At 33.3% G+C, this 11,844-nt stretch carries 12 protein-coding genes; 3 read left to right on the top strand and 9 right to left on the bottom strand.

Going from position 1 to position 11,844, the window contains the following annotated elements:
* Nucleotides 1-4 precede the first annotated feature (4 nt).
* Nucleotides 5-2,560: a BamA/TamA family outer membrane protein gene (locus DCO46_RS02220; RefSeq protein ID WP_116750972.1), complete on the bottom strand. Its 2,556-nt coding sequence runs from the start codon at nucleotides 2,558-2,560 to the stop codon at nucleotides 5-7.
* A 37-nt stretch (nucleotides 2,561-2,597) separates the two neighbouring features.
* Between DCO46_RS02220 and DCO46_RS02215 the strand changes: the two genes are divergently transcribed.
* Complete coding sequence (locus tag DCO46_RS02215) at nucleotides 2,598-3,326, top strand: TrmH family RNA methyltransferase (protein ID WP_116750971.1); 729 nt, start codon at nucleotides 2,598-2,600, stop codon at nucleotides 3,324-3,326.
* A gap of 9 nt (nucleotides 3,327-3,335) precedes the next feature.
* On the opposite strand, the gene DCO46_RS02210 is transcribed toward DCO46_RS02215, so the two are convergent.
* The 4 genes from DCO46_RS02210 to DCO46_RS02190 form a co-directional block, all read right to left on the bottom strand.
* Nucleotides 3,336-4,052 carry a porin family protein gene (locus tag DCO46_RS02210; protein ID WP_116750970.1) on the bottom strand — a complete coding sequence of 239 codons (717 nt, stop codon included), beginning with the start codon at nucleotides 4,050-4,052 and terminating at the stop codon, nucleotides 3,336-3,338.
* 1 nt (nucleotide 4,053) lies between these two features.
* Nucleotides 4,054-4,785: a bifunctional demethylmenaquinone methyltransferase/2-methoxy-6-polyprenyl-1,4-benzoquinol methylase UbiE gene (ubiE, locus tag DCO46_RS02205; protein ID WP_116750969.1), complete on the bottom strand. Its 732-nt coding sequence runs from the start codon at nucleotides 4,783-4,785 to the stop codon at nucleotides 4,054-4,056.
* Between the two features lie 559 nt (nucleotides 4,786-5,344).
* Nucleotides 5,345-5,827: a dihydrofolate reductase gene (locus DCO46_RS02195; protein WP_116750968.1), complete on the bottom strand. Its 483-nt coding sequence runs from the start codon at nucleotides 5,825-5,827 to the stop codon at nucleotides 5,345-5,347.
* 11 nt (nucleotides 5,828-5,838) lie between these two features.
* Nucleotides 5,839-6,192, bottom strand: a complete 354-nt coding sequence (locus tag DCO46_RS02190; RefSeq protein ID WP_116750967.1) for a 2TM domain-containing protein — start codon at nucleotides 6,190-6,192, stop codon at nucleotides 5,839-5,841.
* A 242-nt stretch (nucleotides 6,193-6,434) separates the two neighbouring features.
* Here DCO46_RS02190 and DCO46_RS02185 point away from each other — a divergent pair, with 242 nt between their 5' ends.
* Nucleotides 6,435-6,731, top strand: coding sequence for an isoamylase early set domain-containing protein (locus DCO46_RS02185; RefSeq protein ID WP_116750966.1), 297 nt, complete (start codon nucleotides 6,435-6,437; stop codon nucleotides 6,729-6,731).
* 28 nt (nucleotides 6,732-6,759) lie between these two features.
* Here DCO46_RS02185 and DCO46_RS02180 read toward each other — a convergent pair whose 3' ends face one another.
* The 4 genes from DCO46_RS02180 to DCO46_RS02165 all read right to left on the bottom strand — a co-directional run bounded on the left by DCO46_RS02180 (nucleotide 6,760) and on the right by DCO46_RS02165 (nucleotide 10,361).
* Nucleotides 6,760-7,611, bottom strand: coding sequence for a thymidylate synthase (locus DCO46_RS02180; protein ID WP_116750965.1), 852 nt, complete (start codon nucleotides 7,609-7,611; stop codon nucleotides 6,760-6,762).
* A 116-nt stretch (nucleotides 7,612-7,727) separates the two neighbouring features.
* The gene (locus tag DCO46_RS02175) at nucleotides 7,728-8,351 is read right to left on the bottom strand and encodes a bifunctional nuclease family protein (protein ID WP_116750964.1); all 624 of its coding nucleotides are present in this window, start codon (nucleotides 8,349-8,351) and stop codon (nucleotides 7,728-7,730) included.
* Between the two features lie 162 nt (nucleotides 8,352-8,513).
* Nucleotides 8,514-9,482, bottom strand: coding sequence for an electron transfer flavoprotein subunit alpha/FixB family protein (locus DCO46_RS02170; RefSeq protein WP_116750963.1), 969 nt, complete (start codon nucleotides 9,480-9,482; stop codon nucleotides 8,514-8,516).
* A 132-nt stretch (nucleotides 9,483-9,614) separates the two neighbouring features.
* Nucleotides 9,615-10,361 (bottom strand): electron transfer flavoprotein subunit beta/FixA family protein, encoded by a 747-nt coding sequence (locus tag DCO46_RS02165; protein ID WP_116750962.1) that lies wholly within the window; start codon nucleotides 10,359-10,361, stop codon nucleotides 9,615-9,617.
* 492 nt (nucleotides 10,362-10,853) lie between these two features.
* On the opposite strand from DCO46_RS02165, the gene DCO46_RS02160 reads away from it, so the two are divergent.
* Nucleotides 10,854-11,831: a pyruvate dehydrogenase complex E1 component subunit beta gene (locus DCO46_RS02160; RefSeq protein ID WP_116750961.1), complete on the top strand. Its 978-nt coding sequence runs from the start codon at nucleotides 10,854-10,856 to the stop codon at nucleotides 11,829-11,831.
* Nucleotides 11,832-11,844: the final 13 nt, after the last annotated feature.

Raw genomic sequence — 11,844 nt, 5'->3', positions numbered from 1 at the left:
AGCATTAGAACGGATAATTTATTCCAAAATTTAAAACCGAGTGCCCAAAATTGTATTCTTTAAACCATCTGTCTCCCTTCTCATGCGCCGGATTATAGGTCTTGAAGCCTAAATCTAAACGAACAACAAAGAAACTTAAATCGTAACGCAAACCAAATCCTGAACCCAAAGCAATTTCATCTAAATCGTTTAAGTTGTCAAATCTTGCTTTCGTATCTACGACATTATCGAGTACATTCCAGATATTTCCGGCGTCTGCGAAGATCGCTCCTTTGACATCTCCGAAAATTTTAAACCTAAATTCACCACTAAGGGCGATTTTCATATTTGCCTCGTTAAAATCATTTGAAGCATTGGTGCTTCCCGGACCTAATGCGTATGGCTGCCATGCGCGGTTATCATTCGAACCTCCTGAATAATAACTTCGCGAAAACGGGATATAGTTAGAATTTCCAAAAGGAATTGCAATTCCAAAAAAGCTTCTTACCGCCAATACCTTTTCTTTCCCAAAATCCCAGTGTTTGATATATTCAAATTCGGTTTTTATATATTCAGAATAAGGAAGATTAAATATCACATATTGACCATTTGAGTTCTTCGGCAGGCTTGATACATTAGAAATGGCTGTTAATAAACTTCCTGCAGATTCAATCTTAGTTTTAAACTGATAAAAAGTATTGTCAGCTAAATCTTTTTTGGTGGTTTTGGTAAAAGTATAACTCGTAGCCAGAATAAAATCATTTTCAGTCAGTCTAAGCCTTCTTTCTTCAATGCTTTCAACGTCTTTATATTCTTTAGTTTCAGGTGTTAAAGCCGTTTGTTCTGTTAATACCTGATTAGTAAAATTGTTAGTCCCTTCGCTGACTATTAAATTACTATCATCATCCAAATTTGATGGATCAGTATTATAAACACTGGCAATATTATTCAATTCTCTATAAGAAGAAGTATAGACATTAAAATAATTATTAGGATTTAAATTACGTACAAACTGTGCATTTAGTAATTCTAACTTTGCGGTGTTATTTCTTTTTGGATTCCAGTTATAAGAAAGACCTCCTGTAAAATTTTCCTTATCAAGACCAATATTTGTCTGTTTAGAAAAACCGGCAGTAATACTTGTAGATGGAATCATTCTTTTCGGAATAATTTTTTCGGTTCCGAAAGGCAATAATATTCTTGGGAAATTTAATTTCATGTCAAGACCATATTCCGAAACATTAAAGAAATTATCATTGGGGTTAGCCATGTCTTTTGATGATCCGATATTGACACGGGCAGATATTTCTAAAGTTTCTGCTCTGTTAAAAACATTTCGAATCGTTTCAGAAATACTTGCTCCAATACCAAAATCCTGAATATTGGAGTGTGTAAGGTCTAAACTGGCACCAAAACTGTATTTTTTTCTTGGAGTAAGAAAAACATTTGCAATTAGCGATTGTGCAGTAGGGTCGCGTTTATCAACTTCATACTGGATAGACGGGTAATTGAAAATTTTTAAGTTATTTAGATATCTTGAGGAAAGCGTAGTTCTGGTATCAGAAAAAGTACTTCCTTTTGAGATAAAAATAGCATCGGTAATAGCACGGGGCTTATATTTTAGTTTTTTGTAACTGTACAAATTAAAGTTATTATAAGTTGTACTGTCCTTTATCTGGCTTTTTGAATTTACAGGAGAATAATCAGTGTAAATGTTTACATCACTTATTTTGTATAATTTAAAAGGTTCTGTACGGCTTGAATCTTTTTCCTGAATATTATTATCATTGATAATCAGGTTAACATCTGCCTTGTTTTTTTTGCCAATAGTATCAATGTCGTACGTTACATATGTTGGCTGAAAAAAGTAAGCACCGTGATTTCTAAAATAGGTTGTAACACGATTTTTTTCTTCTTCAAAATCTGCCGTTTTAAATTGATTTCCTGATTTTAAGATTGACGGCTCTTTGTTTGTTTTGTATAATGAATCAAGTGCCGGGGTTTTGATTGTTGTCTTTATAGAATCTAAAAGATAAGCAGGACCTGTGGTAATATTATAATTAATCTTAGCTTTCTTAAATCCGACACTATCAATGTCATAATCTGTTTTTACATTAAAATAACCATTATTGAAATAGTAATATTTTAAGCGTAATAAAGATTTTTTTGCTTTAGCAGTATCAATAATAACAGGAGGTTCTCCGGTGCTTTTTAAAAATTCGTGAATTCCTTTGTATAAAAAAGACTGTCCAAGGCGGTCAACTTGTTTTGCAGATAATATTTTAGACTGACGCTCATATAAACCCGGATTTTTTTTGAATTTTGCCTGATAAGTTGAATCAGGATTTAAGTTGGCCAGGTTGTATAAATTCAGGCGCAGTTTGTATCCTAATAGTGTACCGTTTGGTTTCTGGTACATTTGGTTAGCTGCTGTTTCATCATTTGTAGACTTTCCGTTTACGCGAATATTGTTTTTCGTAAGCAGGTTTTTTCCGTCAGGAACTCTTTTTACAGCATTACAGGCGCAAATAAGTATTGCTATTAGAATAAATGCTGTTATTTTTGTGGAATTCTTTTTCAAGTGTTATTAAATATTTAATTCAAAAGTACATTATTTTATGGTTAGTAAAAACCAAATAAAGCTTATATCAGGTTTACATCAAAAAAAGCAACGCTTTGCAAATCAATTATTTTTTGCCGAAGGAGTAAAGGTAATTCAGGAACTCTTGCAATCCAACCTTGAATTAGAACATTTATACACAACACAAAATGATTTTGAAGAAGTTAAACCTTCAAAACGTACGATTATTAATGAACAGGAACTTAAAAAAATAAGTGCTTTAACGACTCCAAATTCTTGTCTTGCGGTTTTCAAAATTCCGGTCGAAAATAAAATAACCAATTCCGGTTTGATTCTGGCACTGGACGACATTCGTGATCCCGGAAATCTGGGAACAATTTTACGTCTTTGTGACTGGTTTGGGATCGGACAAATTATTTGTTCTAAAGAAACCGTTGATATTTACAATCCAAAAGTAGTACAGGCTACAATGGGTTCTATTACCAGAGTAAATGTAAATTATACTGACCTGAAAACATTTATTGCACAAACAGAGTTGCCTGTCTTTGGAACATTCATGGATGGGGACAATATTTATCAATCAAATCTGCCTAAAGACGGAATCATTATTATGGGTAATGAAGCCAATGGTATCTCTGAAGAGATTGAAAAAATGATTACCAGCCGAATTACAATTCCAAGATTTGGAGACCTGCAAAAAACCGAAAGTTTAAACGTCGCTACCGCAACAGCAATTATTCTTAGTGAATTTAAACGAAATAGTTAAGAATTTGTTTTAATGAAAAGTGAAATTTATTAAAATAGCTCTCGATTTCATAGAATCAATATTATCTGTCCACGGACTTGCACCATTTGCCGGATTATCACGAATCAATTCATCCGTTATACCGAACATTCCTCTGACAGAAGGTGAGAAAATAAAATATTCAGTAAAAAAGTCAACACCAAAACCAAGTTCATAAGCAGCCGTCCATGGTTTTACCCTGAATTTTTGCTGAAAGTTATCGTCTTTAGATTTTGAGTTACTCGATAAATTTAAAGTAGTAGACATTCCGCCAACTAAATAAGGGCGAATATTGCCCGTACGCAAAGCGGAGAACTTTAATAATAAAGGGAAATGGATATAAGTACTGTTTACTTCCCTCAGATAATCTTTCTCTAATTCACCCACACCCGGAAAATATAAATCACGTTTAGAATAATACAAACCCGGTTCAAAACGCAAGTTGATATATTCCTGTAATCGCAAATCAGCAACAACCCCAACATTAAAACCGGTTGTTTTTTTTACCTGAATGTCCTGTTCAACAACATTTTTGTAATCAAATTTGAAGTCAAAACTATTAAAGCCTAAATAATAACCGAAATACAGACGTTGCTTTTGCCAGTTTTCGAGATTAATAATAGGATCTTTACTAAACATACTTTTAGCAAATTGAGAATACCCCTTTGTCGTTAAGACTAATAAAATTAAGATTACTGTTTTTTTCATACTATTTTTTAGAAGCAGAATAAATGGTTGCAACTCCAAAAGTTTGAGGCATAGCCACAACATCTATAAACCCAATTTTTCTTAAAATATTGTTCAAAGCTTCTCCATAAGGAAAAGCAGCTGCAGATTCGGACAAATATCCATAAGCTGAATTGTCTTTTGAAAACAATTTCCCTATTAAAGGAAGTATATTTTTAGTGTAAAAATTATATCCCTGTTTGTAAGGTGTTTTGTCCGGAACCGAAGTTTCCAGAATAACAAAAACGCCATTTGGTTTTAAAACCCTTAAAATTTCAGCAAAACCTTTTTCAAGATTTTCAAAATTCCTAACCCCGAAACCAACTGTTATAGCATCAAAATAATTGTCCTCAAACGGTATGTTTTCAGAATCTCCTAAAACTAATTCGATAGTATCAGAAAGCTTTTTTTCTTCCACTTTCTTTTTCCCAACCTCAAGCATTCCGGCAGAAATATCTAAACCAATTATTTTTTCGGCATTTGTTTTTGACATCAAAATAGCCAAATCACCTGTTCCTGTCGCTATATCGAGAATTTTTTTTGGTTTTTTATCAGATACTATTTTCAATACTTTTTTTCTCCACTTAACATCAATCCCAAATGAAATTACGCGGTTTAGGTTATCATAGTTACCAGAGATGTTATCAAACATTTGGGCAACCTGTTCTTTTTTGCCCAGTGTTGAATTTTTATACGGAGTTATTTTTTCAGACATTTTTTTTATTTACGCAAATATAATACAAATCTTCTTTAACTGTAATTCAGTTTTTTAATTTGTAAAATTAATTGGAGAAGAAATGTTTTTTTACCTGAAGGGATATTTTTTTACGCTCACCTAAAGCAGGTATATTATAAAAATCACGGTAAGTGGGTATTGTGTACGTAGGAAATTATAATCAATTTTGTCATGTAAAAATATTAAAACCATTTAATGATTACTGGTTTAGCGGCTTAAATCAAATGAATGCTTTTGCGTTGGTTATTTGTTTGTTCAGGTGGTAGATTTGAAAATATTGTTCTTAATAGCAATATTATTTTTTAAAGCGCAAATACGTTCTTAGGATTAAATTTGTTTTTGGAAATTTTAATTTTCTTTGTCTTTAATACCTTCGTGGTATTTGGTATTAAAGACTTTTCTGAGACTTGTCTCAGAAAATATCAAATGTTATAACAATCATGTCAGGTGATTTTTATTTTATCAAATTCTATTCCTGAGAAACCCTAAACGGAATCATTTTATTAAAAACATCCTCTTTTGAGGGTGTTTTTCTTTTTTATTTTCTAATGTAAGTTTCGTAAGTATAATCATAAAGATGTTTTTCATCTTTTAAATTGGTTTCCGCTTCTACTAGCTGCCATTCACTTTTACTAATTTTAGGGAAAAAAGCATCGGCTTCGAACGTGTGATGTACCTTGGTAATTTCTATAATATCGGCGTAAGGCAGAGCCAGGGTATAGATTTCTCCCCCTCCAATTACATATGAATCTTCATCCTCAGGACATACAGCGATTGCTTTTTCAATACTATCCACCACAATACAGCCTTCAGGATTGTAATCTTTCTGGCGGGTTATTACTACATGGGTCCTGTTTGGCAATGGTTTCGGAAAACTTTCAAAAGTTTTCCTTCCCATAATAATATAATGGTTTGTTGTTAGTGCTTTAAATCTTTTAAAATCATTTGGTAAATGCCAAACCAATTCATTGTTTTTCCCAAGAGCATTATTTTCGGCAACTGCCGCTATCATTATAATCATGGTATGCTTAACTAAATTTTATTTTCTGTATCGCCGTTTATTTTTGATTCTAATTGACTGATTCTTTTTTGTTGCAGGGCAACAAGTCTGTCAATTTGTTCTCTTTCCCAGTTTTTATTCATAAATCTGTCTGTAATATAGACTTTTATAAAATGAAGAATAAAAATAAAAAGCCATATGGATATAACCCAAATGCACCAGTTTTGGTTCGTATTGTTCACATTTACGCCAAGTCCAAAGAATCTGTTTGCAATAAACAGAAACAAACTTCCTAAAAGAAAAAGTACAAAATGAAAATATAAAATTTTCTTTTGTCTGAGTCTTCTTCTGGCATACTCATATTGTTCGTGTATTTCCTTTTCCATAAGATAAAAAATAATGAGATTATAAAGTTAGAATTTATTTTGAAAACTCAATATTCCGATCGCAGAATATTTGCCTCAAAATGAACCTGCAATCTGAAATTCAAAATTTAAGGGTCGATAAATTATGAATTGAATGAAATTGATATTACCTTTTTGTTATTATCATAATTCGCTTAACTACATATTGAATGTTTAAGTGAAATGATGTAATTTAGAGGTATTAATCTAAAAATTAAATAGTTATGGCTTTAAAGAAACAATTTGTAAAAACAAAACCAGTTTGTAAGGTTACATTTTCAATTGATGCTAAAGATGCTGATGCAGCTGCTGTAGTTGGAGATTTTAACAATTGGAATGCCAGTGAAGGAACTTTGAGTAAGTTGAAAAATGGAACTTTTAAAGCGACTTATGATTTGGTGAAAGACGCAATTTATGAGTTCAAATATGTCATTGACGGAATTTATGTTAATGAACCAGAAGCGGATTCATATAGATGGAATGATTATGCAGGCAGTGAAAATAGTGTATTAGTTATATAAAAAAATCCGCTTTTAGCGGATTTTATATTTATACAGCAACGCTGCCTTTTATGCCGGCGTGTGGTTCGTAATCTAAAAGTGTAAAATCGTTATAATCAAAATCAAAAATGTTTTTGATTTCCGGATTTAAAATCATTTTTGGCAGCGGTTTTGGTTCGCGTGTCAATTGTAATTCCAATTGTTCAAAATGATTGTTGTAAATGTGTGCATCTCCAAAAGTGTGAATAAATTCACCATATTCCAAATCGCAAACCTGAGCAATCATCATGGTTAAAAGGGCATAAGAGGCAATATTAAAAGGAACCCCCAGAAATATATCGGCACTTCTTTGATACAGTTGACAGGATAATTTTCCTTTTGTTTCCCCTTTATCAGTATCGGGACTGGTTACATAAAACTGAAAAAAAGCATGGCAAGGAGGCAAAGCTGCTTTATTGTTGGCAACATTTTCTTCAAATGATTTTTTTGTGTCCGGTAAAACAGACGGATTCCATGCAGAAACCAACATTCTTCTGCTGTTAGGGTTTGTTTTTAATTCAGTAATTAATTCAGAAATCTGATCAATTTCCTCACTATTCCAATTACGCCATTGATGGCCGTAAACAGGTCCTAAGTCTCCGTTTGAATCTGACCAGGCATCCCAAATTTTAACTCCGTTTTCCTGAAGATAAGCAATGTTAGTATCCCCTTTTAAAAACCAAAGCAGTTCGTAAATAATAGATTTTAAATGCAGTTTTTTGGTGGTTACCATCGGGAAACCTTCACTCAAATCAAAACGCATCTGGTATCCAAAAACACTTTTTGTTCCGGTTCCTGTTCGGTCTCCTTTTTGATTGCCGTTTTCTAAAACGTGTTTTACTAAATCTAAGTATTGCTTCATTGTTGCTTTAGGCTTTTTAGGCTTTAAGCTTTAGGCTTTTCCCTAATGCTCTAAGCTTGTTTGTATGTTTTGCTTTTAAGCTTATGGCCTAATGCCTATAGCTTATAGCGATAAAATTATCTTTTCGAAATTTCATCTCTGATTTTTGCTGCTTTCTCATAATCTTCCTGAGAAACTGCCTGATCCAGAAGATCATTTAGTTCCTGCAGACTATGTTTCGCGTAGACATCTCCCGACTGGTTACTTTCTTCTTCGTGACCAAAAGTTTCCGGGTTAGATAATACATCATCAATTTCCTGAGATCCCGGATCTGAATCAGCAGTATTTGATTTTAGATAAATTCCGGCTTTGTCTAAAATGTTTTTGTATGTAAAAATCGGAGCATTAAATCGTAACGCAAGGGCAATTGCATCCGAAGTTCTGGCATCGATTATTTCTTCGATTTTGTCTCTTTCGCAAATTAAGCTGGAATAGAAAACACCATCAACAAGTTTGTGTATGATCACTTGTTTAACCACTATGTCAAATCTTTCAGCAAAATTTTTGAACAAATCGTGTGTTAGGGGGCGTGGAGGTTTTATCTCTTTTTCTAATGCAATAGCGATTGACTGGGCTTCAAAAGCACCAATAACAATTGGAAGTTTTCTTTCGCCATCAACTTCATTCAAAATAAGGGCATAAGCGCCATTTTGAGTTTGACTGTATGAAATTCCTTTTATGGATAATTTTACTAGACTCATATATATGGGTAAAAAAGGGCAAATTAATGCCTCATTTTAATACTTTTTTGATTGAAAAATAAAGGTGCAATTTTAATCAAAAATAATGGAACAAAAAAGCCACCTAAAGCAAAGATACGATTATCTTATTTTTAGGCAGCTATTTTTAAAGAGATTTTAAATCTAAGAATGTTGCGCTTTAAATGCTTTTAATTTTTCAGTTAATTGTGGTACAATTTCAAAAGCGTCTCCCACAATACCATAATCAGCTACTTTAAAGAAAGGAGCTTCCGGGTCACTGTTGATTACTACTTTTACTTTTGAGGAGTTGATACCGGCAATGTGCTGGATCGCTCCTGAAATTCCAACTGCAATATAAAGGTTGGTTGCAACAGGCTTTCCTGTTTGTCCAACGTGCTCACTGTGAGGTCTCCATCCTAAATCTGAAACTGGTTTTGAACATGCAGTCGCAGCACCTAAAACAGTAGCAAGATTTTCGATTAATCCCCAGTTTTCAGGACCTTTCAATCCGCGTCCGCCAGAAACTACGATATCTGCATCTGCGATAGAAACTTTTCCGGTAACTTTTTCCACAGATTCTACTTTTACTCCAAAGTCATTCTCTCCGATAGTCGGATTGAAATCTTCTTCAGCTCCGGCACCGGCATTTTCAAAAATACCATAAGAGTTTTTGGCCAAACCAAGTACTTTTACATCTGTATTGATTTCTGTGATATTGAAAGCTTTGTTTGAGAAAGCATTTCTTTTTACCTGAAAAGGAGAAGTGCTAACCGGCAATCCAACAACATTTGAAGCGAAACCTGCTTCTAGAGAAACAGCTACCAATGACGAAAGATAAATACTGTCTGTAGTAGAAGAAAGTAAAATTACTTTTGCTCCTTCTTTTTGAGCAGCTTGCTTAATAACATCGGCATAAGCCTTTGCTGTAAAACCTGCTAATTTATCGTTGTTTACTTTTAAAACTTTATCTACTCCGTATTTAGCTAATTCGCTTACATCGCTGATGTTTACTGTTACAGCAGTAACAGTTGTTCCTAAAGTTTCTGCCACTTTCTTAGCGTATGAAGCTAATTCAAAAGCAACTTTTTTAAATTTTCCTTCTGCAGATTCTGCATATATTAATAATGACATAACAATTTTAGATTTTAGATTTTAGATTTCAGATTTTTGAAAATGAAATCTAAAAAGATTATTGATTTTAGATTTTGAAGTGAATCAAAATGTAGATTTAGTATTGCAATCTGCAATCTAAAATCTACAATCTTAAATAACCTTCGCTTCGTTGTGTAATAAATTGATTAACTCATCTAAGTTATCAGGAGAAATTAATTTCACTGCTGATTTTGGAGCCGGTTTTTCAAATTTCACCGCTTTTGTATTTACAGGAGCGTCAACTGGCTCAAGGATAGTAAGCGCTTTTGTTCTCGCAGTCATAATTCCTCTCATGTTTGGGATACGCAGGTCCTTTTCTTCAACAAGACCTTTTTGGCCTCCAATAATTAATGGTAAAGTTGTAGCTACAGTTTCTTTTCCTCCGTCAATCTCACGAACTGCTTTTACGTTATTGCCATCAACAGTTAAGCTTGTACAAGAGTTTAGAAAGTTTGAACCTAAAATTCCTGCAATCATTCCAGGAACCATTCCTCCATTATAATCTAAAGATTCTTTTCCTGCAATTACTAAATCGTATCCGCCAGTTTTAATTACTTCAGCCAATTGTTTTGCAACAAAAAAACCATCAGTTGGGTTTGCATTTACACGAATAGCTTCGTTTGCACCAATCGCAAGTGCTTTACGCAAAGTTGGTTCAGTATCAGGACCTCCAACATTTACCACAGTAACAGTAGCACCTTGCTGCTCCTGAAACCAGATTGCACGTGTTAAACCAAACTCGTCATTAGGGTTAATTACATATTGTACGCCATTGGTATCAAATTCTGAATCACCATTGGAGAAGTTGATTTTTGAAGTAGTATCAGGCACATGGCTGATGCAAACTAGTATTTTCATAAGTATATATTTTGAATTTATAATATGCTTTTACAAATTTAGAATTTAATTTGGAATAATTATACTATGCGTGCATAATATTTTTTAAAACTATTACGATTTCGAAGATTATTGATTTTTAATGGTTATTCATCCGAAAATAAAAAAGGAAATAGGTGTATTGGTATTGATTATTAGGGATTTTGTAACAGGTGCTGTCTCTGGTTGTTAAAGTTAAGCATATGAATACTATCTTTTTCGGTACTACGTTTTAATTATCAATCTCATTTGGTGTTTTTTAGAATTAAACAAATAAAGCTGTGTTTGTCATAAAAATGTTTTGCAGGCAGTAAAACGGCAATTATATCGATTTCGTAAATGTTATAATATTTTTTTAAAAGTTAAAACCTAAAGTGATACCCAAGTTCATGTGATTTTAAATTCAATTTATGCTTTTAAGTTATTTAAAATATTTATTTTTGCTCTTCAGAAAATTCAACATACAATATAAATATGAGAACAATACAATTTAGAGAGGCCATTTGTGAAGCGATGAGCGAAGAAATGCGTCACGATGAATCCATATATTTAATGGGCGAAGAAGTTGCGGAATACAACGGAGCATACAAAGCTTCAAAAGGAATGCTTGCTGAGTTTGGTGAAAAAAGAGTAATTGATACTCCAATTGCTGAACTTGGGTTTACAGGAATTGCAGTAGGTTCTGCAATGAACGGAAACCGACCAATTGTAGAATACATGACTTTCAACTTCTGTTTAGTTGGTATTGATCAAATTATAAATAATGCTGCTAAAATGCGTCAAATGACAGGTGGACAATTTAATGTGCCTATCGTTTTCCGCGGACCAACTGCTTCTGCAGGTCAGTTAGGAGCAACTCACTCTCAGGCTTTAGAAAACTGGTTTGCAAACACACCGGGTCTTAAAGTTGTTGTGCCTTCAACTCCTTACGATGCAAAAGGACTTTTGAAATCTGCAATTCGCGATAATGATCCTGTAATTTTTATGGAATCTGAGCAAATGTATGGTGATAAAGGTGAAGTGCCGGACGGAGAATATACAATTCCATTAGGAGTTGCTGATATTAAACGTGAAGGAAAAGATGTTACCATTGTTTCTTTTGGTAAAATCATCAAAGAAGCTTTTATCGCTGCTGATGAATTAGCCAAAGAAGGTATTTCTTGTGAAATTATCGATTTGAGAACAGTTCGTCCTATGGATAATGAAGCAATTCTTAAATCTGTTAAAAAAACAAACCGTTTGGTAATTTTAGAAGAAGCATGGCCATTTGCAAGTATTTCTTCTGAAATTACTTATATTGTACAAGAACAGGCTTTTGATTTTCTGGATGCGCCAATCCAACGTATTACAACAGCAGATACTCCTGCACCTTACTCTCCTGTTTTACTAAAAGACTGGTTGCCAAACGCAGCTGATGTAGTAAAAGCAGTTAAGAAAGTAATGTACAAATAGTTCAATAAACATA

Source organism: Flavobacterium sp. HTF (assembly GCF_003105115.1).
GTDB lineage: Bacteria > Bacteroidota > Bacteroidia > Flavobacteriales > Flavobacteriaceae > Flavobacterium.
The sequence above is the reverse complement of the archived record's forward strand: the minus strand, read 5'-3'. Positions and strand labels throughout refer to the sequence as shown.

Excerpts from the sequence above, each read along its gene's own strand:
- DCO46_RS02215 (WP_116750971.1), top strand. The coding sequence starts at position 2,598 with ATGGTTAGTAAAAACCAAATAAAGCTTATATCAGGTTTACATCAAAAA.
- DCO46_RS02185 (WP_116750966.1), top strand. The coding sequence starts at position 6,435 with ATGGCTTTAAAGAAACAATTTGTAAAAACAAAACCAGTTTGTAAGGTT.
- DCO46_RS02175 (WP_116750964.1), bottom strand. The coding sequence starts at position 8,351 with ATGAGTCTAGTAAAATTATCCATAAAAGGAATTTCATACAGTCAAACT.
- DCO46_RS02190 (WP_116750967.1), bottom strand. The coding sequence starts at position 6,192 with ATGGAAAAGGAAATACACGAACAATATGAGTATGCCAGAAGAAGACTC.
- DCO46_RS02195 (WP_116750968.1), bottom strand. The coding sequence starts at position 5,827 with ATGATTATAATGATAGCGGCAGTTGCCGAAAATAATGCTCTTGGGAAA.
- DCO46_RS02165 (WP_116750962.1), bottom strand. The coding sequence starts at position 10,361 with ATGAAAATACTAGTTTGCATCAGCCATGTGCCTGATACTACTTCAAAA.
- DCO46_RS02170 (WP_116750963.1), bottom strand. The coding sequence starts at position 9,482 with ATGTCATTATTAATATATGCAGAATCTGCAGAAGGAAAATTTAAAAAA.
- ubiE (WP_116750969.1), bottom strand. The coding sequence starts at position 4,785 with ATGTCTGAAAAAATAACTCCGTATAAAAATTCAACACTGGGCAAAAAA.
- DCO46_RS02160 (WP_116750961.1), top strand. The coding sequence starts at position 10,854 with ATGAGAACAATACAATTTAGAGAGGCCATTTGTGAAGCGATGAGCGAA.
- DCO46_RS02180 (WP_116750965.1), bottom strand. The coding sequence starts at position 7,611 with ATGAAGCAATACTTAGATTTAGTAAAACACGTTTTAGAAAACGGCAAT.
- DCO46_RS02210 (WP_116750970.1), bottom strand. The coding sequence starts at position 4,052 with ATGAAAAAAACAGTAATCTTAATTTTATTAGTCTTAACGACAAAGGGG.